Annotated in this window: 24 protein-coding genes; 1 reads left to right on the plus strand and 23 read right to left on the minus strand. The window is 63.5% G+C overall.

The window, feature by feature from the left end:
* Nucleotides 1–2: 2 nt before the first annotated feature.
* From GX444_20990 to GX444_21100, 23 genes are all read right to left on the minus strand, one after another.
* Complete coding sequence (locus GX444_20990) at nucleotides 3–1,817, minus strand: phospho-sugar mutase (GenBank protein NLH51060.1); 1,815 nt, start codon at nucleotides 1,815–1,817, stop codon at nucleotides 3–5.
* Nucleotides 1,768–2,508 (minus strand): HAD hydrolase-like protein, encoded by a 741-nt coding sequence (locus GX444_20995; GenBank protein NLH51061.1) that lies wholly within the window; start codon nucleotides 2,506–2,508, stop codon nucleotides 1,768–1,770. The genes GX444_20990 and GX444_20995 overlap by 50 nt, the downstream gene beginning before the upstream one ends.
* A gap of 9 nt (nucleotides 2,509–2,517) precedes the next feature.
* Nucleotides 2,518–3,042 carry a hypothetical protein gene (locus GX444_21000; GenBank protein NLH51062.1) on the minus strand — a complete coding sequence of 175 codons (525 nt, stop codon included), beginning with the start codon at nucleotides 3,040–3,042 and terminating at the stop codon, nucleotides 2,518–2,520.
* Nucleotides 3,039–3,467 carry a transcription antitermination factor NusB gene (gene nusB, locus GX444_21005; protein ID NLH51063.1) on the minus strand — a complete coding sequence of 143 codons (429 nt, stop codon included), beginning with the start codon at nucleotides 3,465–3,467 and terminating at the stop codon, nucleotides 3,039–3,041. Before nusB ends, GX444_21000 begins: the two co-directional genes overlap by 4 nt.
* 6 nt (nucleotides 3,468–3,473) lie before the next feature.
* On the minus strand, nucleotides 3,474–3,938 hold the full coding sequence (locus tag GX444_21010) for a 6,7-dimethyl-8-ribityllumazine synthase (GenBank protein NLH51064.1): 465 nt from the start codon (nucleotides 3,936–3,938) through the stop codon (nucleotides 3,474–3,476).
* Nucleotides 3,925–5,172 carry a bifunctional 3,4-dihydroxy-2-butanone-4-phosphate synthase/GTP cyclohydrolase II gene (locus GX444_21015; protein ID NLH51065.1) on the minus strand — a complete coding sequence of 416 codons (1,248 nt, stop codon included), beginning with the start codon at nucleotides 5,170–5,172 and terminating at the stop codon, nucleotides 3,925–3,927. The genes GX444_21010 and GX444_21015 overlap by 14 nt, the downstream gene beginning before the upstream one ends.
* A 6-nt stretch (nucleotides 5,173–5,178) precedes the next feature.
* Entirely contained in the window at nucleotides 5,179–5,850 is a 672-nt protein-coding gene (locus tag GX444_21020) for a riboflavin synthase (GenBank protein NLH51066.1), read from the minus strand.
* Nucleotides 5,835–6,950 (minus strand): bifunctional diaminohydroxyphosphoribosylaminopyrimidine deaminase/5-amino-6-(5-phosphoribosylamino)uracil reductase RibD, encoded by a 1,116-nt coding sequence (ribD, locus tag GX444_21025; GenBank protein NLH51067.1) that lies wholly within the window; start codon nucleotides 6,948–6,950, stop codon nucleotides 5,835–5,837. The genes GX444_21020 and ribD overlap by 16 nt, the downstream gene beginning before the upstream one ends.
* Nucleotides 6,951–6,972: 22 nt before the next feature.
* The gene (gene nrdR, locus GX444_21030) at nucleotides 6,973–7,443 is read right to left on the minus strand and encodes a transcriptional repressor NrdR (protein ID NLH51068.1); all 471 of its coding nucleotides are present in this window, start codon (nucleotides 7,441–7,443) and stop codon (nucleotides 6,973–6,975) included.
* Between the two features lie 57 nt (nucleotides 7,444–7,500).
* Nucleotides 7,501–7,938 (minus strand): ribose 5-phosphate isomerase B, encoded by a 438-nt coding sequence (rpiB, locus tag GX444_21035; protein ID NLH51069.1) that lies wholly within the window; start codon nucleotides 7,936–7,938, stop codon nucleotides 7,501–7,503.
* Entirely contained in the window at nucleotides 7,856–8,827 is a 972-nt protein-coding gene (locus tag GX444_21040; GenBank protein ID NLH51070.1) for a radical SAM protein, read from the minus strand. The genes rpiB and GX444_21040 overlap by 83 nt, the downstream gene beginning before the upstream one ends.
* A complete protein-coding gene (locus GX444_21045; protein NLH51071.1) occupies nucleotides 8,814–9,335 on the minus strand; it encodes an adenine phosphoribosyltransferase in 522 nt (173 codons plus the stop codon). The genes GX444_21040 and GX444_21045 overlap by 14 nt, the downstream gene beginning before the upstream one ends.
* 27 nt (nucleotides 9,336–9,362) lie before the next feature.
* Nucleotides 9,363–10,148: a M23 family metallopeptidase gene (locus GX444_21050; protein NLH51072.1), complete on the minus strand. Its 786-nt coding sequence runs from the start codon at nucleotides 10,146–10,148 to the stop codon at nucleotides 9,363–9,365.
* Nucleotides 10,145–10,648: a TIGR00725 family protein gene (locus GX444_21055; protein NLH51073.1), complete on the minus strand. Its 504-nt coding sequence runs from the start codon at nucleotides 10,646–10,648 to the stop codon at nucleotides 10,145–10,147. The genes GX444_21050 and GX444_21055 overlap by 4 nt, the downstream gene beginning before the upstream one ends.
* Nucleotides 10,649–10,655: 7 nt before the next feature.
* Nucleotides 10,656–11,291, minus strand: coding sequence for a protein-L-isoaspartate(D-aspartate) O-methyltransferase (locus GX444_21060; protein ID NLH51074.1), 636 nt, complete (start codon nucleotides 11,289–11,291; stop codon nucleotides 10,656–10,658).
* 23 nt (nucleotides 11,292–11,314) lie between these two features.
* On the minus strand, nucleotides 11,315–12,058 hold the full coding sequence (surE, locus tag GX444_21065) for a 5'/3'-nucleotidase SurE (GenBank protein NLH51075.1): 744 nt from the start codon (nucleotides 12,056–12,058) through the stop codon (nucleotides 11,315–11,317).
* Nucleotides 12,059–12,146: 88 nt separating this feature from the next.
* The gene (fetB, locus tag GX444_21070; protein NLH51076.1) at nucleotides 12,147–12,923 is read right to left on the minus strand and encodes an iron export ABC transporter permease subunit FetB; all 777 of its coding nucleotides are present in this window, start codon (nucleotides 12,921–12,923) and stop codon (nucleotides 12,147–12,149) included.
* A gap of 7 nt (nucleotides 12,924–12,930) precedes the next feature.
* Nucleotides 12,931–13,671 carry an amino acid ABC transporter ATP-binding protein gene (locus GX444_21075; protein ID NLH51077.1) on the minus strand — a complete coding sequence of 247 codons (741 nt, stop codon included), beginning with the start codon at nucleotides 13,669–13,671 and terminating at the stop codon, nucleotides 12,931–12,933.
* 13 nt (nucleotides 13,672–13,684) lie between these two features.
* Nucleotides 13,685–15,307 (minus strand): alpha-glucosidase, encoded by a 1,623-nt coding sequence (locus GX444_21080; protein NLH51078.1) that lies wholly within the window; start codon nucleotides 15,305–15,307, stop codon nucleotides 13,685–13,687.
* A gap of 111 nt (nucleotides 15,308–15,418) precedes the next feature.
* Nucleotides 15,419–16,351 carry an alpha/beta hydrolase gene (locus GX444_21085; GenBank protein NLH51079.1) on the minus strand — a complete coding sequence of 311 codons (933 nt, stop codon included), beginning with the start codon at nucleotides 16,349–16,351 and terminating at the stop codon, nucleotides 15,419–15,421.
* A complete protein-coding gene (locus GX444_21090) occupies nucleotides 16,348–17,220 on the minus strand; it encodes a carbohydrate kinase (GenBank protein NLH51080.1) in 873 nt (290 codons plus the stop codon). Before GX444_21090 ends, GX444_21085 begins: the two co-directional genes overlap by 4 nt.
* A 29-nt stretch (nucleotides 17,221–17,249) precedes the next feature.
* Nucleotides 17,250–17,765 carry a hypothetical protein gene (locus GX444_21095; protein NLH51081.1) on the minus strand — a complete coding sequence of 172 codons (516 nt, stop codon included), beginning with the start codon at nucleotides 17,763–17,765 and terminating at the stop codon, nucleotides 17,250–17,252.
* On the minus strand, nucleotides 17,762–18,331 hold the full coding sequence (locus tag GX444_21100) for a hypothetical protein (GenBank protein NLH51082.1): 570 nt from the start codon (nucleotides 18,329–18,331) through the stop codon (nucleotides 17,762–17,764). The genes GX444_21095 and GX444_21100 overlap by 4 nt, the downstream gene beginning before the upstream one ends.
* A gap of 20 nt (nucleotides 18,332–18,351) precedes the next feature.
* Between GX444_21100 and acs the strand changes: the two genes are divergently transcribed.
* A complete protein-coding gene (gene acs / locus GX444_21105) occupies nucleotides 18,352–20,391 on the plus strand; it encodes an acetate--CoA ligase (protein NLH51083.1) in 2,040 nt (679 codons plus the stop codon).
* Nucleotides 20,392–20,448 lie beyond the last annotated feature (57 nt).

The following is a 20,448-nucleotide window of genomic DNA, read 5'->3' on the forward strand; positions in this document are numbered from 1 at the left end:
TTCTATATTTTCGCCAAGATCTCGTTCTCGATCCGCTTGATGTCGGCGGCGATGGCGGCGGCTTTTTCGTCGACGGCGTCACGCTGGGCGTAATCGCCGTGGTAGGCGATGTAGTGCTTGATCTTCGGTTCGGTGCCTGAGGGGCGGACGGTGACGGCGTCCAGGCCGCTGTCGCCGAGCACGAAAACCAGGACGTTGCTCCGGTCGAGGCCGAGGGATTTTTTCTCGCCGGTCGCCGCCCGCCACTCGGTGTCCCGCTGCCGGTCGATCACCGCCGTGACGGACAAGCCGGCGATCGCCGCCGGCGGCCGGTCGCGCAACGCGTCCATCAATTTGCGCATCTTTTCGGCGCCCGCCTCGCCCTCGAGAAACACCGAAAACGACGTGTCCGAAAAGTAGCCGTACGTGGCGTAGACCCGCTGCAGGCGCTCCCACAGCGATTCGCCGCGCGCCTTGTAGTAGGCGGCCATCTGCGCCGCCGTGACCGCCGCCGCGCCGCTGTCCTTGTCGCGCACCTCGGGGCTCACCATGTAACCGATGGATTCCTCGCAGGCGAAAACCAGCGAATGGGGCGGCTGCCCTTTTTCCTCGCGCTCGTGGATGACGGCCGCGATGTTCTTGAAGCCCACCAGCAGGTGATCGACGATTTCCACGCCGAACTTTTCGGCGATAGCGCGCAGCAGCTTCGTGGTGACCAGCGTGGTCAGTACGTAAGCGTCGGCCGGCAAACGGCCTTGTTCCTGCCGCCGGGCCAGAATGAATTCCAGCATCACCGCCTGGAACTGGTTGCCGGTCAAATAGGCAAATGTGCCGTCGGGCTTCGGCACGAAGATGCCGAGGCGGTCGGCGTCCGGGTCGCTCGCCATCACCAGGTCCGCCTCGATCCGGCGGCCCAGTTGTACCGCCGCGTCCATCGCCGCCGGCACCTCGGGGTTCGGATAGTTGTTGACCACCGTCGGAAAGCGGCCGTCGGGGACGGTCTGCGCCTCGGGCATTTGCACGGCGTCGAACCCGGCGGCTTTCAGGGCCGGCGGCACGTTGGTGAACCCGGCCCCGTGCAGCGGCGAATAGACAAGGGTCGCGGCGCGTTCGTCGCAGAAAATCGCGTCGCGCCGGATCATCTCGAGATAGGCGCGGTCGACGCGGTCGTCGAGCACCTCGACCAGCCCGGCGGCCTTGGCCTGATCCAGATCGAGGCGATCGAGTTTTTTCACCTGGCGGACCATCTCGAGAATCGCCTTGTCGTGCGGCGCCACCACCTGCCCGCCGTCTTCCCAGTAGGCTTTGAAGCCGTTGTCCTGCGGCGGGTTGTGGCTGGCGGTGACCACGACGCCGGCGATGGTTTTCAACAAGCGCACGGCGAACGACAGCAGCGGCGTGGTGCGCGGCCCGTCGAAGAGGTAGACCTTGATGCCCGCCGCGGCGATGACCTCGGCGGTGATGCGGGTGAATTCGGGGGACGACAGGCGCACGTCGTGCGCCACCACGACGCCGCGCCGGGCGAGCGAGCCGTCGCGGTCGAGGCTTTTGATGTAGGCGGCAACGCCCGCCGCCGATTCGCCGACCGTGCGCGCGTTCATGCGATTCGCGCCGACGCCCACGGTGCCGCGCCGGCCGCCGGTGCCGAAGGGAATGATCTGGTAGAACGCATCGATCAGCGGCGTCGGGCGGATGAGGTCGAGGACGCCGGCTTGAAATTCCTCGTATTCCGGATCGGTGAGCCAGGTGCTGGCGTTGTGGTAGGTGTCCGGGGTGATTTCCCCGACTTCACGCAGGAAATCGAGGATTTTCAGATAGTGCGCGATCCGTTCGTTCATCGGCGACTCCCAAGGTTTGCAATACCCGTTTGGTATCGGCGAAATTTTCGAACACGATATCGGCGCCCAGTTCGGCCAGGCGCGCGGCGCTGAAATTCAAGGTACCGACGCCCACCGCGGTGCACCCGTTGTCCTTGGCCGTGGCGATATCGCGGTCGGTATCGCCGATAATATATACATCCCGGCCGGGCCGAACCACCGTGCCGAGGTGGCGGGAGGCGCGTTCAAGGGCGATCGGCACGAGGCGCGAGCGGATTTCCTCGTCGCTGCCGAAAGCGCCGTAGGGGAAATAGCGCCACAGGTCGAAGTGCGACAGCTTCGCCCGCGCGCCGCCGATCACGTTGCCGGTCAAAAGGCCGATGGAAACGCCGGGGCATCCCGTCAGCGCCAGGATCAGTTCCTTCACGCCGGGATAGAGAATCGCCTTGGTGCTGCGCGGCATTTCCTCGGCGATGTACTGCTCGTACTTGGTGATCAGCGCGCGGATTTCCTGGTCCGGATCGGCGACCGGCAGGTTGTGCTTGACCAGCGCCTCACGGAAAATCGCCGGATCGACCTTGCCCTGAAAGTGGAACTCGGCGAACGAATTGGGAATCCGGTAGCGTTCCTCGAACGCCCGCTCCATGGCGCGCAGGCCGGCGCCGCCTGAAAGCATGATAGTGCCGTCGATATCAAAAAGAAAAATTTTCACGATCCGTCCTCAGCGAAAACTGCGTTCGAGGCGAGCCAGAACCGGATTGATGCTCTTCAACTGGTTGCGGTCGGCCACCACCGTCACTTCCAGTTTTTCCAACAGGCGATGGTCCGGGCCGAAACGGCTCGGCACCGTCTTGCCGAGGATTTCGGCGGCTTCGGCCGGTTCCAGATTGGATAAGGCGATTCCGGGCAGCGCCAGGCTGAACTGGGTCACTTGCAGGCGCCGCAGCACGTCGCAGATTTCCTGCACGATATTCCGGTATTGCTCGAGATTGAACTTCTCGCGTGCTCCCAATCCGAAAAGCAGGATCATCTTCACCGGCAGTTGGTGACTGGCCGGCATCAGCAGCGGTTCGCCCAGGCGGCCATCGATGAACCGGCGCATGATCAGCTTGGAAAACCGGCCGCACATCCGCCAATCGGTCAGCCCGGTCGGCCCCTTGAGCGGCCGCTCGTCCTGAAAAAAGGACAGCACCATCGCCTCGGCGGGGACCTGATCGATATCCTGGCTCGTGCCGCGAAGTTTCATTGCCCCTCGGGTTCCTCTTGTCCTTTGAAGTCCCGCGCGATTTTATCGATGATCCCGTTGATGAACGCGCCGGAATCCTCCGTGCCGAACCGTTTGCCGATCTCCACTGCCTCGTTGATCGTGACGTTCTTCGGTATTTCCGGGCAGTGCAGGATCTCGAACGTCGCCACGCGCAAAATATTGCGGTCCACGCCGGTCATGCGATCCAGCGTCCAGTTCTCGCTGTACTGCGCCAGCAGGTCGTCGATCTGCTTCTGGTTCGCCAGCACGCCGTACACGAGGCGATCGGAAAACTCCCGCACCTCCGGCGGCACCTGGATGTCGCGCCAGAACAGGTCGAGCACCAGTTCGATCGGCGTTTCCACCGCGTCATGCTGATAAAGAATCTGAAGCGTAAATTCGCGCGCTTTATGCCGATTGCCCATGATGTTCTATTTAATCTGCTCGTAAACGCTGATCATTTCCAACGCGGACAATGCCGCTTCCGCCCCTTTGTTGCCCGCCTTGCTGCCCGCCCGCTCGATGGCTTGCTCGAGCGTGTCGGTGGTCAGCACGCCGAAACTGATCGGCACCTTGGCCTCCAGCGCCGCCTGCGCGATGCCCTTGCTGACCTCGGCGGCGATGTACTCGAAGTGCGGCGTGCCGCCGCGGATCACCGCGCCCAGCGCGATCACCGCGTCGTATTTGCCGGAAAGCGCCAGTTGCCGGGCTACCGCCGGGATCTCGAACGAACCCGGAACCCAGACGACGGTGATGGCTTCCTTGTCGCCGTCGTGCCGGACGATCGCGTCCACCGCGCCGTCGAGCAGCTTGCTGGTCACGAAGCTGTTCCAACGCGACACCACGATGGCGAAGCGAAAGCCTTTGGCGACGATCTTTCCCTCAATTTGCTTCATGGTCGGAATCCTCGCAGCAGGGGTCCAGGTTTTCCAACTGGTGACCCAGTTTTTCCTTCTTGGTGCGCATGTACGCGATGTTTTCCCGCCGATACGGCACTTCGATCGGGATTCGTTCCAGGATATTGAGTCCGAAACCCGACAGGCCGATCATCTTCTTCGGGTTGTTGGTCAACAAGTTTATCTTCTTAATGCCCAGGGACACAAGGATCTGGGCGCCGACGCCATAATCGCGCAAATCGGGCTTGAAGCCCAGGCTGATATTGGCCTCGACGGTGTCCATGCCTTTTTCCTGCAGGGCATAGGCCTTGATCTTGTTGCCCAACCCGATGCCGCGGCCTTCCTGGTTCATGTACAATAGCACGCCTTTGCCCGATTTTTCGATCATGTGCATGGCTTTGTGCAACTGATCGCCGCAATCGCAGCGGAACGAGCCGAACACGTCGCCCGTCAGGCAGCTCGAGTGCACCCGGACCAGAACGGGATCGTCGCCCGCCACGTCTCCCTTGATCAGCGCCACGTGCTCGTGCTGGCCTTCCTCGACGTCCGAGACGAAAACCTTGGCGATGAACTCGCCGCCCCACTTGGTCGGCAGGTGGGCCTCGGCGATGCAGCGCACGTGGATTTCGTTCTTCATCCGGTATTCGATGATGTCGGCGATGGAACAGATCAGCAGCTCGTGCTCGGCGGCGAATTTGCGCAGGTCGGGCAACCGCGCCATGGTGCCGTCGTCCTTCATAACCTCGCAAATCACCGCCATCGGCGTCAGGCCGGCCATCCGCATCAGATCGACGCTGCCCTCGGTCTGGCCGGTGCGGCGCAACACGCCGCCCCTTCGGGCGCGCAGCGGAAACACGTGGCCGGGACGGGCCAGGTCGGCCGGTTGGGTTTTGGGATCGACGGCCGTGCGGATCGTCGTGGCGCGGTCGTGCGCCGAGATGCCGGTGGTGACGCCGTGCCGCGCTTCGATGCTGACGGTGAACGCGGTACCGAAGCGGCTGGTGTTGTCGCTGACCATCGGAAACAGTTGCAGTTCGTCGGCCCGTTCCTCGGTCATCGTCAGGCAGACCAGGCCGCGGGCGTTTTTGACCATGAAGTTGACGGCTTCCGGCGACACTTTCTCGGCCGCCAGGCACAAATCGCCTTCGTTTTCGCGGTCCTCGTCGTCGACGAGAATGATCATTTTCCCCTGGCGGATCGCTTCAATGACTTCCGGTATTTTGGCAAATGGCATGATGTTCTACTTCCCGCTGTTCAGAAAACCGTGTTCGGCCAGAAATTCCTCGGTCAACTTGGATTCCGGCGGCTGTTTCCCCGTTGGAAACCGTTGCAGGAGAAAACGTTCCACGTATTTTCCGAGCAGATCCGTTTCCAGATTCACCGCATCGCCCGAACGCCGCCCCGACAGGGCGGTCGATTCCCAAGTATGCGGAATAATTCCCAATTCAAAACCTTGCGCGTCCACCTGGTTGATCGTCAGACTGACTCCGTCCACCGCGATCGAGCCTTTGGACACGCAATAGCGCAGGATCTCGGCCGGCGCTTCGATCCGCAGCACGACGAAGCCGCCCTGTTCGGCGACCTGCCGGACCGTGCCGATGCCGTCGACGTGCCCGGCCACCAGATGGCCGCCCAGGCGGTCGCCCAGGCGCAGGGCACGTTCCAGGTTCAGCCGATCGCCGGGACGCCGCTGCCCGGCCGTCGTCCGCGCCAGGGTCTCCGGGCTGACATCGGCCAGCAAGCGGGCGCCGTCACCGCCGGTCACGGTCAGACAATAGCCGTCGACCGCGATCGATTCGCCGATCTGCAGGTCCGGCAAGGCCGGCGTCGCCCGCAGGCGAAACGCCAGGTTCGCGCCCCGGCGCTCGGTGCCTTCCAACAGGCCGATGGATTCGATCAAACCAGTAAACACTCGCCTACTTCCTCGAGGTGGCTTTCCACCAGCAGATCAACGCCCAGCCGCCGCGTATGAAAATCCTTCAGGCGCAGGGCTTGATCCATGGTCGCCGCCAGTTCGCCGGCGATCCACGATTTGGCGTCGCGGCCGCCGACCAGCTTGGGCGCGAGCACCAGATTCAATTTATCCGCCAGCCGGAGCTGGAGAAAAGAGGCGTGGACGTGCCCTCCGCCCTCCACCAGCAAGGCGGCGATCTGGCGGCGATGCAGTGCTTGGAGCACCGCCGCGATGTCCACCCGGCCGTCGGCGTCGGCGGGGAATATATCCACTATTACGCCCGGCTTGGCAAGGCGGTCGATTTTTTCCCGCGGCGCCCGGTCGGTGACGGCCACCAGCGTCTGTCCGGGCAGCTTTCCGCTGACGACCTTGGCGGCGGGCGGAATCCGCAGGCGGGAATCGAGAATCACCCGCAAAGGCTGCCGGTGGGGGAAGAAATCCGGCAACCGGCAGGTCAGTTGCGGATCGTCGGCGATCACGGTGTCGACCCCGACCAGAATGGCGTCGTTGACGTGGCGCAGCCAGTGGGCGAACCGGAGCGCGGCCGGCCCGCTGACCCATTGGCTATGTCCGCTGGCGGTGGCGATGCGGCCGTCCAGGGTGGTCGCGGCCTTGAGCGTGACGAAGGGCCGCCCGGCGCAAATGTACCGGCAATAACCCTCGTTGAGCGCGATGGCTTCCTTCGCCAGAACTCCGCTTTCAACCGGGATTCCCGCTGATTCAAGGCGGCGGATGCCGCTGCCGTTGACGAGCGGATTGGGGTCTTGATGGGCGATGATCACCCGGGCGAGTCGGCTTTCGATGATCGCTTCGGTGCAAGGGGGCGTGCGGCCCTGGTGATTGCAGGGCTCGAGATTGACGTACAGAGTGGCGCCGGCCGGATTTTCGCCGCGCCGGCGGCAATCGGCCAGGGCTTCCCGTTCGGCGTGCGGGTTGCCGACGGCGGTGTGATAGCCTTCGCCGATGATTCGGCCGTCGCGCACGAGGACGGCGCCGACCATTGGATTCGGGTTGGTCCAGCCATGCCCGCGAACGGCCAGGCGCAAGGCCCGGCGCATGATTTGTCGGCCTGGTTCGGGGTCAAGCGCCGCTTGATTTCCGTTCATCCAGTATCTCTTTCAACTCCGCCATGAAGGCATCGACATCTTTAAAAGAACGATAGACCGAGGCGAACCGGACGTACGCGACCGGGTGCAGGTACTTCAACCGCGAAACGACGTATTCGCCGATGTCGCGGCTGGAAATTTCCCGATCGCCCTGTTCGGAAAAATGACGTTCGACCTCGCTGACCAGGTCTTCCATCTGGTCGATCGAAACTGAAAGTTTTTCGCAGGCCCGGCTGATGCCGGCGTAGATTTTCTGGCGGTCGAACGGCTCGCGCCGGCCGTCCTTCTTCACCACGTGGGGCAGGATTTCCTCGATGCGCTCGTAGGTCGTGAAGCGGCGTTCGCACTTCAGGCACTCGCGCCGCCGCCGAATGACGTTGCCCTCCTTGCGAAAACGGGAGTCCATCACCTTGCTCTGATCGGAACCGCAATAGGGACAACGCATCGCCTGTCTCCTTACGCTCGGTTAGACCGCGCCGCCGCGTCGATCGGGCGGGACATCCTACTTTTCCAGCGCGGCGATCTTTTGCAATCGTTTTTCGTGCCGGCCGCCGTCGAAGCCGGTGGCCAGAAACGCCGCGACGATCTCTTTCGCCAGTTCGTCGCCGAGCACGCGTCCGCCCAGCACCAGCATATTGGCGTCGTTGTGCCGGCGCGCCATTTTGGCCATGAATTCGTTGGTGCACAGCGCCGCGCGAATGCCCCTGACCTTGTTGGCGGTGATGCTCATGCCAATGCCGGTGCCGCAAATCAGGATGCCGCGTTCGACCTCGCCGCCGGCAACCATCTCGGCCGCCAGCTTGCCGAAATCGGGATAATCCACGCTTTCCTCGGTGTGCGTACCGATATCGAGCAGTTCATGACCGGAGCCGGCCAGCATTTCCTTGAGGGTATTTTTCAGGGCCAATCCGCCATGGTCGCAAGCGATCACCAGCCTCATCGTCATTCGCTCCCTTGCGGTGGGATTTTACTAGCAGGGTGTTGAAAAACACCCGGCGTGCGATCCATGGATGGATCGCCATTTTCGCTAACTTCCGAAGTTGCCGAAAATGAAGCGAAACAAAAACCACGCTTTTTGTTGAGCGTGGTTGAAAAAGGCCAGGACGACCTTTTTCAACAGCCTGTTGGATCGAAAAGCTATCACGCCGCCCGGCGAAAAGCAACGCGCCGCCCTCCTCTCGCCGCCGATCTTGCGGATTCCAGAGGATTTTGTGCAACTGGAGCTGCAACCGCAACGACAACCGCGACGCCAGCACCCACTCCGCCAATTCGGCGGGGTCGAGCCGGCCGAAAACCGGCGACAAGAGCAGCGGACAACGCCCGGCCAGCCGGTTGGCACGGATGAAATCGACGGCAAAATCGAAATCCGGGTGGTCGGCGACGAGAAACTTCAGTTCGTCGACCGGCCGGAGGTGATTCAGGTTGGCGAGCAGAAAAGGCTCGGCCGCCCGGGCGGAGGGCGGTTTGACGTCCACGATGCGCACGGCACGCGGATCCAGCGAATCGATCGGTCGGGTGCCGTTGGTTTCCACCAACACCGTTTTGCCGCGTTCGGCCAACGCCGCAATCAATTCGCCGGCCAGGGGCTGGTTCAGCGGTTCGCCGCCCGTGACCACGATCAGGTCCGTGTCCTGCGCGTCGGCCTCGGACAGCAGCGAGGCGATCAAGCGGGATTCGCCCTCTTCCCAGGCGTATCCGCTGTCGCACCAGAGACAACGCAAATTGCAGCCGGTGAGCCGGATGAACCAGGCGGGCAGACCCTGGCGGGTCGTCTCGCCGGCGAGGCTGCGAAAGGTTTCGCAAACCCGGAGAGCGTCAGAAGCGGACAAGGCTGAAGACCGGCCAGTCGCCAAGTTTTTCGCGCCCCTTGAGGAATTCGAGTTCGATCACGAACGCGCATTCGACGACCACAGCTCCCAAATCGCGCACCAGGCCGGCCACCGCGTTCATCGTGCCGCCGGTGGCCAGCAGGTCGTCCAACAGCACGACCCGCTCCCCGGGGCGCACCGCGTCCTCGTGGATTTCCAGCTGGTCGGAGCCGTATTCGAGCTGGTAGGTCGCACTTTTGGTTTTATAAGGCAGCTTGCCGGGCTTGCGCACTACCTGAAAACCGCAACCCAGCGCGTAGGCGACCGCGCCGCCGAAAATGAACCCGCGCGATTCGATGCCCAGGATCTTGTCGATTTTTTGCTTCCGGTAGCGCTCGACGAACACGTCGACCGTCGTCTTGAACCCGGCCGGGTCGGCGATGAGCGTCGTGATGTCTTTGAACAGGATGCCGGGCTTGGGAAAATCCGGCACGTCGCGGATCAAGGCCGCCAGTTGTTGCGGATTCATCGCATTTCTCCCCTCGGTCCGTCGCGCTCAACGCTTCGGCAGGTATTTCAGTGGATCCACGGCTTTGGAGCCGATGCGCACCTGGAATTGCACCAGCGGCTGCGCGGCCCGGCCGGTCTGGCCGACCTCGGCGATCTTCTGGCCCTGCCGCACGGTGTCGCCTTTTTTCACCAGGTTCTTTTTGTTGCACGCGTAAATGGAAAAGAAGTTGTTCTCGTGGCGGACGACCACCATGTTGCCGTATCCCTTGAATTCATCGGACGACAAAATGACCTTGCCGTCGGCCACCGCGACGATCGCCGTCCCCTCCGGCGCGCCGATTTCCACGCCGTGCGAGGCCACGTCGTCGGTCGTTTCGCCGAATCGCTCGAGCACCTGCCCGCCCTGTACCGGCCAGATGAACTGGAGCTTCTCGGTATTGACGGTCGCGGTGCTGCGCGGCGGTTCCTTGGGTTGGATCTCTTCCTTTTTCGGCTTGTCGACCTTGGGTTGCGGCGTCGCCTCGGGCGGCGGGTTCTTCTTCGGTTCGGCGGCCTTTTTCTCGGGTTTCTTGGCGGCCGGCTTGGTATCGGTCCGTCCCGCGTAGTCGGCGACTTTCTGGTTGGGCAAGCGCGGGATTTTGACCTGCTGGCCGATTTCGAGGTTGTAGGGATCGACGCCCGGATTGTTGCGCTGGATTTCCTGCACCGACACCCCGTATTCCTTGCTCAGGCCGTACAGCGTGTCGCCCGGCTGAATCACGTGGTAATAGGCGCAGCCGGACAGCGCCAGCCAAAGGAGAACCGCGATCCCGAGGGACAAGGTTCGGTTCATGGTTGCCTCCCCGTCGGGTGAATGCGCGCCATCGCCAGTTGCACGGCTTGCTCCGGATTCTCGGCCTGCAACATGCCGTCGATGGTCCAGGAATTGAGACCGACGACGGGCTTGCCGAGTTTCAAGGCAACGGCGATTTCCGAAAGCGTGCCGTAACCGCCGCAAACCGCGATCAAGGCGTCGGCGCTGTGGGCCAGCACGACGTTGCGCGCGTGGCCCAGGTTGGTGACGATTTCCACGTCCAGGTAAGCGTTGCCGGTATGGCGTTCGCCCAGCGGCAGAATGCCGATCACCAAGCCACCCGCTTCCCGGGCGCCCAGGCTGGCGGCCTCCATGACGCCGCCCATGCCGCCCGACAGCAGCGTCGCGCCCCCGCGGGCGATCTCCCGCCCGACGCGGACGGCCAGTTCCCGGTTGACCGGATCGCAGGCCGCCAGACCGATCACCGCGATCTGGTTTCGCCGGGAATGGGCTTTGACTACCGGGCGCGGCGCGTTCATATCCGGCTCACTCCTCCCAGCCGAAGTGGCCCACCAGAGGCACGAATCGGCAGGGGCCGTAATTTTCCTTCACGATCCGCTTGTGCTCTTTGAGAAAGCGGAACAGCGTCTGCGTGTGGCGGTCGCCGATCGGGATCACCAGCCGGCCGCCGACCGCGAGCTGGTCGAGGTATTGTTTCGGGGCGTCGGGCGCGCCGGCGGTGACGATGATGGCGTCGTACGGCGCCTCTTCCTTCCAGCCGTGCGTGCCGTCGCTGATCCGCACCAGGATATTGAAAAGTTTCAGTTCCTCGAAGAGTTTTTCCGCGGCGCGGCCCAGTTCGCGCAGCCGCTCGACGGTGAGCACCTTGTCGGCCAGCCGGGCCAGGATCGCCGCCTGGTAACCCGAGCCGGTGCCGATTTCCAGGACTTTGTCGGTGCTTTTCAGTTCCAGCGCCTCGGTCATCATGGCGACAATCAGCGGCTGGCTGATGGTCTGGCCGGCGGCGATGGGCAAGGCGCGGTCGGCGTAGGCCTCCGGCCAGGATTTTTCGGGGATGAACCGTTCGCGGGGCAGTTCGCCCATGACCTTCAGCACGCGTTCGTCCGTGATGCCGCGCTTGCGCAATTGCCGATCGACCATGTCGGCGCGCGCCATGGCCATTCGTTCGTTGCTCCACTCTTCCTTTACCATGGGCGGTCGGCCAACTCCTGCAAAAACGAGTGATTGGTCATGTCGCAACTGATCGGCGTCAGCGAGGCGTAGCCTTCGCGCACCGCCACCATGTCGCTGCCCTCGATTTCCTCGAACCCGAGTTCCTGTCCGGCGATCCAGTAATATGTTTTCCCGCGCGGGTCAACGCGCTCCTGGATTTCGTCGCCGTAAACCCGCTTGCCCTGCCGGGTGACGCGCAGTCCCTTGAGCGCTGCCGCCGGCCCGTTGGGCACGTTGACGTTCAACAGCGTCCCCGCCGGCAAGCCGTGGCGGATGATGCCGGCCGCGACGCGCGCGGCGATCGCCGTCGCGCCGCCGAAGTCGAAATTGTCGCGCGCATCCACGCTGATGGCAAACGCGGGCACGCCGATCAGCACTGCTTCGAGCGCGGCCATGACGGTGCCGCTGTAAGTCAGGTCCTGGCCGAGGTTGCCGCCCTGGTTGATGCCGCTGATGACCAGTTCCGGCCGGCGTTCGCGCAGCAGGCCGTTGAGCGCCAGGTGCACGCAATCCGCCGGGGTGCCGTCGCAGGCGAACCAATCGGCCTTCGTCGGCGCCACCCGGAGCGGCCGTTCCAGCGTCAGACTGTGCGCGCAGGTGCTGCGGTTGCCGTCCGGCGCGACCACGATGATCTCGCCGAAGGCTCGCATCGCCTCCGCCAGCGCCGCCAATCCCTTGGCGTCGATGCCGTCGTCGTTGGTGAGCAGAATGCGCACTCGTCCGTCCGTTCGCGTTTTGGCGATCCTACCCGATCGGCGCCGAACCGACAAGGCAAAACCGGCGGGAAAGCGGAATCGTTTCGGCTTACAGAAGCTGGTGATCGCGCGAAAAATACCCGCGCGAAAGGATCAGCGTGCCGCCGATGGCGGCGATGGCGGTGACGCTGGTCAGCAGGTAAAAAATGACCACTTGGTAGCGAATCGCCAGCAACGGCGAAACGCCGCTGATGATTTGGCCGGTCATCATGCCGGGTAGCTGCACGATCCCGGCGGTCATCAGGCCGTTGATGGTCGGCACCATGGCCTGCTTCAGCGCCTGGCGCACGATGGCGCCGCTGGCCTGCCAGCTCGTGGCGCCGATCGACAGCGCGGCCTCGATCCGTTCCCGCCCGTCGCGCATGCCCGTGTGCACCGCGCGCGCCCCCACCGAAACCGCGTTCATCGCGCCGTTGAGCGCCATGCCCATGATCGGAATGACGTAGGCCGGGTTGTAATACGGCGAAATACCGAGAATCAGGTAGAACACGTAGGCCGAAAGGACGACCGCCGCCAGGCCGATGACGCCCGTCGCCATCACGATCACCCGGACACGCGGCATGTCGGCGCGCTTGGCGGCGTTGTACCCGGCAATGACGGTCATGACCACCAGGACCGCGAAAACGGGCAACGCCGATTGCAGGGAAAACACCCAATGCAGGATGTAGCCGACCAGCCACAGTTGCAGAAAAACGCGGACAGTCCCGACCAGCAGGTCGGTTTCCAACGCCAGCGACAGGAAGCGGCTGACGAGATAGGGAATCAGCATCATCAGGGCGCAGAACAGCAGATCCAGGTAAGTGATGTTCAGGATTGTGCTGTTCATGCCGCCGTTAATCCTCGTGGTTTGCCAGGATGCCGGACGCGGGCCCGCGCGGATCGTCCAGAATCGCCGCGGGATTGCCGTCGGCCGCTACCCGGCCGTTCTCGATCAGAATCAGGCGCGCGCAGCGCCGCAATTTGTCGGGCTCGTGCGAAACGTGCAGGATCGTCAGGCCGCCGTCCCCCGCGAGACGGTGCAACTCGTCGAGGATTTCCCCCGCCACCTTCGGGTCCAGATTGGCTGTGCTCTCGTCCAGCAGCAGCACCGCCGGGTCGAGGTACAGCACCCGCGCCAGTTGGACGCGGATCTGCTGGCCGACCGACAACGCCGCCGCGTCCCGGTTGAAGGTTTCGGCCGGCAGGCGCACGAGCCGCAGCATCTCCATGGCGCGTTCGCGGGAGCCGGCGCCGCGCCCGGTCAGCGTATCGGGCAACAACACGTTTTCCAGCACCGTGCCGGGGAAAATCACGCTGCGCTGATTGACCAGCGTCACCTGACGGCGAAATTCAGTGACCTCGAGCCGGCGCGTGTCGCGGCCGCCGTAACGGATTTCGCCGCGATCGGGGTCTTCCAGCCGGTTGAGCAAGCGCAGAAAGGTGGATTTGCCGCCGCCGCTGCGGCCGATGACGCCGATCGTCTGGCCGGCGGGCACGGTCAACGAAAAATCGGCGAGCACGTCCTGCCGGCCGCCGTCGGCCAGCGGTTTGCTGCGATAAACGTGGTCGACCTGAATTTCTTCCGCGCGCGCCAAGCGATACTCCGGGTTATTCCTCTTCGATCATCAGCACTTCGTACGGGATCAATTTGACGTGGCCGGATATCTTCTCCGGCCGCTCGAACGTGCTGACCAGAACCGCGCCGTTAACCGCAACCGGCGAGATCTTTTCGCGGTCGGCGAAATTGAGCAGCACCGTGATCGCCTGTTTTCCGGCGCGCCGCCGAAACGCGAACACATGCGGATCGGGCAAGCCCAGCGCCTCGAACGAACCGTGCTGCAACGCCGGCTTTTGTTTACGCAGCCAGCTCAATCGTTTGTAGAAATTGAGCAGCGAACGCGGCACCTTGGCCGCGTTTTGCACGCAAAGCAATTCGGCCTCCGGGTCGAGCGGCAGCCAGGGCTCGCCCGTCGTGAACCCGGCGCCCGGCCCGCCTTTCCACAACATCGGCGTCCGGCTGGAATCGCGGCCCTGATAGAGCGGCCAGACCTTTTTGCCCATCGGATCCCGAATGAGCCGGCGCGGGAACCAACGGTTGGTCATGCCGATTTCCTCGCCGTAATACAGAAACGGCGTCCCCCGCAAGGTGAGCAGCAGCGCGGCGCACAGTTTGCCGCGGTCCATCGCGTAGGGGCGATGCCCGTAAATCGCGTACCCGCCCAGGCGGCCGATGTGCCGCGGCACATCGTGGTTGGAAAGCACGTAGGCCGGCCAGCCGTCGGCCGGACAGCGGCCCTCGAATTTTTCGACCACGCGGCGGAACGAATCGGCGCGGAACCGGGCCACGGCGAGAAATTCCATATTGAAAGCCAGGTGGAGTTCGCGGTCGTTCGTGTACGTCGCGGCCTGCGAATCCTCCCACGGGAAGGAAACGATTTCGCCGACCATCATCCGGTCGGGGTACTCGTCGAGCAGCTTCCGGAATTCTTTTAACACCTCGTGGGTCTCGGGCAGATCGCGCGTCTGCGCGACGTCCTGTGTCTTGCCCATGTACCAGCCGGCCAGGCTGAAATGATTGTCGCGCAACTGCTCGTCTTCCAGCAGGTAATTGATCAGGTCGAGCCGGAAGCCGTCGACGCCGCGGTCGAGCCAGAAGCGGATATCGTCCAGCACGGCCTGCCGCACCGCCGGATTGCGCCAGTTCAGGTCCGGTTGGAAATCAAAAAAGGCGTGGTAGAACCACTGCCCCGTCGGCGGATCGTACTTCCACGCCGGACCGCCGGGCGCCGCCGCCCAGTTGTTGGGCGGGCCGCCGTTCTTGCCGTCGGCCCAGATGTACCAGTCGCGTTTCGGGTTGTCGCGGCTGGAACGCGATTCGCGAAACCACGGATGCTCGTCCGAGGTGTGGTTGGGCACGAAGTCGAGGATGATCTTGATGCCGCGGCGGTGCGCCTCGGCGAGCAGGTGGTCAAAATCGGCCAGGGTGCCGTGCTGCGGGTGGACGCTCCGGTAATCGGCGACGTCGTAGCCGAAATCGCGGTCGGGACTTTGATAGAACGGCGTCAGCCAGATCGCGTCGACGCCCAACGAGTTCGGCGTGCCGTCGTTCAGGTAATCGAGGTGTTCGATGATGCCCGGCAGATCGCCGATGCCGTCGCCGTTGCCGTCGGCGAAACTGCGCACGTAAATCTGGTAAATGATCCCGCTTTTCCACCAGGGAGTCGCGCTCATGAAAACCGCCTCTCCACCGCACTCGCGATCGGTCCGACCGGGTGCGAGGTTAACCGACCGGCGCTTCGGCCGTCAAGGAATCAGGGCGAGCGCCGCCGCGCGATCGGCCGGTCAGCGCTGGACGCCGTTCAGAAAACGCAGGATCTCCGGATTGACCAGCTCCGGCCGCTCCTGTTGCGACAGATGGCCGCATTCGGGAATGTACCGCAAACGGACGTGCGGCGCCGCGAGCACCAGTTGTTTGCCTTGGGCCGGCGACACCCAGTGATCCTGTTCGCCCCAGATCGCCAGGACCGGCTGCCGAAGTTGCGGATAACGGCGCGTCATGTTGTCGAATTCCGGTGAAAAATACTGCGTGGTCAACTTGGCCAGCGCGTCGGTGAATCCCGGTTTGTTGATCGGCCGTGCGTATTCGTCCACCATGGCGTCGTTCACCAGGCGGTCATTAAAACAGACATCCCGCAAGATAAAGCGCACCGCTTCGCGGTTGGCGAATTTCGCGCCGACCCGATTCAAGCCGGTCCGCGCCGCCAGCGGCATCCAGCCCTGCCGGTCGATGTGATAGGTGACCGGGTCCAGCGCGATGACCTTGCGGACGCACTCGGGATAGTTCAGGGCCAGGTAGAACGAAATGCCGCCGCCCATGGAACTGCCGCCGACGATGAAGCTTTGCAGGGAAAGGCGGTCGGCGAATTTGACGATCTCGCCCGCGATGTTTTCGATGGAATAGACGAAGTACGGCGGCGGCACTTCCGAACGGCCCAACCCCGGCTGGTCCACCAGAATCACCCGATAGCCCGCGGCCAGCAGCGGTTTGACGTTTTCATGGAACGTGTAGGTCGAATCGGCGAAGCCGTGAATCAGCAGGATCGGCTCGCCCTGCCCGAGGTCGATGTAGTGCAACCGGTAGCCGCCGACGTCCAGGTCGTGGCGGTACGGCGCGACCCAATCGTTCCAGGCGCGATCGCCCGGCCCGACCTCGACCTGGCAGGCCGCGATCACCAGCAATGCCAGACAGCCGACCAACAACATCCGCTTTTTCATGCCAGCCCCCATTCATCCCGGAATCGATCGTACAAGCCACGGTTTTCGGTCGTCGCGCCCGGAATCCCGCAGATTTCGCCGGCGAACCGCGCGGCGCGGGACAGGGCGATATCAGAAGGCCAACCGGCCAACAGACCCAACACGACCACCGAGCAGAAGGCGTCGCCGGCGCCGACCGCGTCGATGAACGAGTCCGCTTTGCAGGAGGCGACCGCAATGCGATTGCCGGAACGGTGCCACAATTGCGCGCCTTTTTCGCCCGCGGTGACCAGAGCCCATTCGGCGCCGGTCGCCTGAAGCAAATCCAGCGCCGCGTCGGGCGAACCGCCCGCCAACAGCCGCAATTCGTCCGCGTTGAGTTTGAGCCAGCGGGCCCGTTTCATCAGCGTTTCCACGGCGTCGCGCCGCCACCATGGCGCGCGCAGATTGACATCGAGAAACACGGGCCAATCGTATTGCCCGGCGATTTGCGTCAGCGCGCGCGCGGCAACCGGCGACCGCGCGGCCAGCGTCCCGTGAATCAGCAGGGCGTCATCCGGCAAACGGCCGAGCTCGGGGGTATCGATGTAATCATAGGCCTGTTCGGGAAGGATGTCGTAAGTCGGCTGGCCATCCCGCAAACTGACCCGCACGATTCCGGTCGGATGATCGGCATCGATCCGCAGGCCGGCCAGGTCCATTCCCCAGTCCCGCATCCGGGCGAGGATTTTTTCGCCCCGGACGTCGCGTCCGACGCGGCTGATCATCAACGGCGAGCAACCGAAGCCCTGCAAATGCCAGGCGACGTTGAACGGCGCGCCGCCAAGAATTTCCCGCCCGTCGGAGAAAACGTCGAACAGCACTTCCCCGAAAACCAACGGTCGTTTCATGGCCGGTTTAACCGGTGGGCGATGGCTGGTCAAAGTTCGATCTCATTCGTGAAAACGCGTTTGGGCACATCCGGCCGGGGAGCGGTGCCCGCCGGCCGGCCGCAATAACCGAGCGCCACCAGCCGCTTGCCTTGTTCCAGGCCGAGCAAGTCCTGGAAACCGCGCTCCTCCGGCGGAAAAACCCACTCGATCGCCAGATCCTTTTCCCGCGCCGCCAGCGACAAATGGCTCATCGCGATCGGCACGTCGATCATGAAGAACGGCTGTTCCTTGTGCAAACGCTTGATCCATCCCGGCGCCGCCTGCGCCGCGATCAACACCGGAGCCGCCGCGCATTCAGTCAGACCGGCCCGTTGGGCCGCCGCGGCGATCAAGGCGGCTTCGCGAATCAGGGAGAACCACCAGATCTGCTTGTTGTTGGCCGAAGGCGCCAGCCGGGCCGTTTGGAGCAGACCTAAAAGGACCTCGTCCCCGACCGCGGCGCTTTGAAACGAAGTGACGCGCTCAACCGGCAGCAACCGCTCGACCAGCAATGCGGCGCTCATGACCGGCCTCCTTTCCACTCGAAAATTTCCTCCAGCGGTTTGCGCCGGTCGGCTTGCGCAAAGGTGCGGCTGACCATTTCCAGCCGGCCCTTTTCGGTCGGGTAGCCGAGCGGTGAGACGATACACGGTCGCCAGTCGGGCGGCAGATGGAGCAGCTTGCCGACGCCGTCGGGATTGAATCCGGCGATCCAACAGGTTCCCAAATCCATTTCCGCCGCCGCCAGGACCACGGATTCCATTACCATCGAGATGGGGCCCAGCGACAGCGGCCGGTCGGCTTCGGCCGAATCGGCGGGGCTCTTCACCAGCATGACCAGAAACGCCGGGACCGGCGTGACGTACAACCAGAGGTTGATCTTGCCCTGCCAGCCCGAGACGATCGCCCCACGCAGCCGGTCGGCCAAGACCGGGTCGGCGGCGATGTACAGCGCGCCCGCGGTCGCGCCGTAGGCTTGCTGCGCCGCCTCCGCCACCACCTGCAAGCGTTGGAATTTTTCCGGCTCGATCGGCCGGTCGGCAAATTTGCGGACGCTCCGCCGCCGGTGCGCCAGTTCCAGAAAGTCCATTTCTTCACTCCTTGTCGTCGATGGATCAGGGAGAGATTGTAACCAAAGATGCGGCCCGCCAGAACCCCGCCTCTTGCATCTCGGCAAAAAAAACTGCACAAAAGAGCATATTCCTGGATTGCAACCAAATCGCGAAAAATGAGGGAAAGGACGGCAGGATGAGCGCCAAGTATGCGGACATGCATCGCGAGTCGATCGAACACCCGGACGTTTTCTGGGGCCGGGAAGCCGAAAAACTGTTCTGGTACAAAAAATGGGACAAGGTGCTGGACGATTCCAACCCGCCGTTCTATCGCTGGTTCGCGGGCGGCGAAACCAACCTGTGCTACAACGCGGTGGACCGCCACGCGCTGGGCGCCGGCCGCAACAAGGTGGCCATCATCTGGGAAAGCCCGGAAACCGGGCAAAGCCGCGTCATCAGCTTTTTCGAGCTGTACCGGCTGGTCAACCGCTTCGCCGCGGTGTTGAAAAGCCAGGGCATCGGCAAAGGCGACCGCGTCATCATCTACATGCCGATGGTGCCCGAGGCGCTCGTGGCGGTGCTGGCCTGCGCGCGCATCGGCGCGATCCACGGCGTGGTCTTCGCCGGCTTCTCGGCCGATTCGCTGGCCAACCGCATCGACGACTGCCAGCCGAAAATGGTTATCTGCGCCGAGGCGAGCCGCCGCAAGGGCAAACCGGTGCCGCTGAAGAAAATCGTCGACCAGGCGCTGTCGCTGGCCCAGGTGAACGTGCCGCGGGTCATCGTCCTGGATCGCGGCTTGGACGCCTGGAACAAGGTGGAAGGCCGGGATCTGCTCTGGCACGAGGAAATGGCGAAAATCGGCACCGCCGCCGTCGAGCCCGAGCGGATGAAATCGTCCGACCCGAGCTATATCCTTTACACCTCCGGCACCACCGGCAAGCCGAAGGGCGTGCTGCGCGACACCGGCGGCTATATGGTCGCCATCCACGCCTCGATGTCGCAAATCTACGGCTGCGGCCCCCACGACGTGTATTGGTCGACCTCCGACATCGGCTGGGTCGTCGGGCACAGCTACATCATCTACGGGCCGCTGCTGGCCGGCATCCCGACGCTGCTTTTCGAAGGCACGCCCGACAGCCCGACTCCCGGTATCTGGTGGGAAGTCATCGAGAAATACGGCGTCACGGTGGTCTTTTCCGCGCCGACCGCGATGCGTATCCTGCGTAAGTTCCCCTCGCACTGGATGCAGGAACACGACCTCGGTTCGCTGCGCCACGTCTTTCTCGCCGGCGAACCGCTCGACGAATCGACCTATCAGTGGGCCAACGAGGCGCTGAAAAAGCCGATCATCGACCATTATTGGCAGACCGAGAGCGGCTGGGCGATCCTGACCAACCACATGGGCATCGAGACTCTGCCGATCAAGCCGGGTTCGCCGACCAAGCCCGCGATGGGCTGGAACCTGGACGTGGTGGACGACAAGGGCCAGGCGGTGCCGCCGGGCGAACGCGGCGTACTGGTCGCGCGGCCGCCGCTGGCGCCGGGCGCCCTGCTGACCATCTGGGGCGACGACGAGCTTTACAAAAACACCTACTTCGAGAAATTCGACAAATCCGCGCCCCTGCTCTACTACAGCGGCGATTTTTCCATCAAAGACGCCGACGGCTACTTCTGGATGCTGGGACGCGCCGACGAGGTCATCAACGTCGCCGGCCACCGCCTGGGCACCCGCGAGGTCGAGGAAGTGCTTTCCGAGCACCCGAAAGTCGCCGAGGCCTCGGCCATCGGCATCGCCGACGAACTCAAGGGCCAGGCCATCGCCGCCTTCGTAGTGCTCAAGCAAGGAGTGGAATTCAGCGACGCCGTGCGCCAGGAACTAGTCAATTCCATCCGCGACCGCATCGGCGCCATCGCGACGCCCAAGACCCTGGAAGTCGTGGCCATGCTGCCGAAAACGCGCTCCGGCAAGGTGATGCGGCGCGTGTTGCGCGCCCTTTGCGAGGAAAAATCCCTAGGTGACGTTTCGACCCTGGAAGACGGGGCTAGTGTCGAGGAAGTGCGCGCGGCATTGGAAAAGATGGGCCGGAAAATCTAAGCAAAAGGTCGGATAATCGAAAGGGCGACCCGGCGGGCCGCCCTTTTTTTATTCGCT

This window comes from Myxococcales bacterium (assembly GCA_012517325.1).
In the GTDB taxonomy this organism is placed as follows: domain Bacteria; phylum Lernaellota; class Lernaellaia; order Lernaellales; family Lernaellaceae; genus JAAYVF01.

Coding starts and splice junctions, on each gene's coding strand:
- GX444_20990 (NLH51060.1), bottom strand. CDS start 1,817: ATGAACGAACGGATCGCGCACTATCTGAAAATCCTCGATTTCCTGCGT.
- GX444_21000 (NLH51062.1), bottom strand. CDS start 3,042: ATGAAACTTCGCGGCACGAGCCAGGATATCGATCAGGTCCCCGCCGAG.
- nusB (NLH51063.1), bottom strand. CDS start 3,467: ATGGGCAATCGGCATAAAGCGCGCGAATTTACGCTTCAGATTCTTTAT.
- GX444_21010 (NLH51064.1), bottom strand. CDS start 3,938: ATGAAGCAAATTGAGGGAAAGATCGTCGCCAAAGGCTTTCGCTTCGCC.
- GX444_21015 (NLH51065.1), bottom strand. CDS start 5,172: ATGCCATTTGCCAAAATACCGGAAGTCATTGAAGCGATCCGCCAGGGG.
- ribD (NLH51067.1), bottom strand. CDS start 6,950: ATGCGCCGGGCCTTGCGCCTGGCCGTTCGCGGGCATGGCTGGACCAAC.
- nrdR (NLH51068.1), bottom strand. CDS start 7,443: ATGCGTTGTCCCTATTGCGGTTCCGATCAGAGCAAGGTGATGGACTCC.
- rpiB (NLH51069.1), bottom strand. CDS start 7,938: ATGAGGCTGGTGATCGCTTGCGACCATGGCGGATTGGCCCTGAAAAAT.
- GX444_21045 (NLH51071.1), bottom strand. CDS start 9,335: ATGAATCCGCAACAACTGGCGGCCTTGATCCGCGACGTGCCGGATTTT.
- GX444_21050 (NLH51072.1), bottom strand. CDS start 10,148: ATGAACCGAACCTTGTCCCTCGGGATCGCGGTTCTCCTTTGGCTGGCG.
- GX444_21055 (NLH51073.1), bottom strand. CDS start 10,648: ATGAACGCGCCGCGCCCGGTAGTCAAAGCCCATTCCCGGCGAAACCAG.
- GX444_21060 (NLH51074.1), bottom strand. CDS start 11,291: ATGGCCATGGCGCGCGCCGACATGGTCGATCGGCAATTGCGCAAGCGC.
- fetB (NLH51076.1), bottom strand. CDS start 12,923: ATGAACAGCACAATCCTGAACATCACTTACCTGGATCTGCTGTTCTGC.
- GX444_21080 (NLH51078.1), bottom strand. CDS start 15,307: ATGAGCGCGACTCCCTGGTGGAAAAGCGGGATCATTTACCAGATTTAC.
- GX444_21085 (NLH51079.1), bottom strand. CDS start 16,351: ATGAAAAAGCGGATGTTGTTGGTCGGCTGTCTGGCATTGCTGGTGATC.
- GX444_21090 (NLH51080.1), bottom strand. CDS start 17,220: ATGAAACGACCGTTGGTTTTCGGGGAAGTGCTGTTCGACGTTTTCTCC.
- GX444_21095 (NLH51081.1), bottom strand. CDS start 17,765: ATGAGCGCCGCATTGCTGGTCGAGCGGTTGCTGCCGGTTGAGCGCGTC.
- GX444_21100 (NLH51082.1), bottom strand. CDS start 18,331: ATGGACTTTCTGGAACTGGCGCACCGGCGGCGGAGCGTCCGCAAATTT.
- acs (NLH51083.1), top strand. CDS start 18,352: ATGGATCAGGGAGAGATTGTAACCAAAGATGCGGCCCGCCAGAACCCC.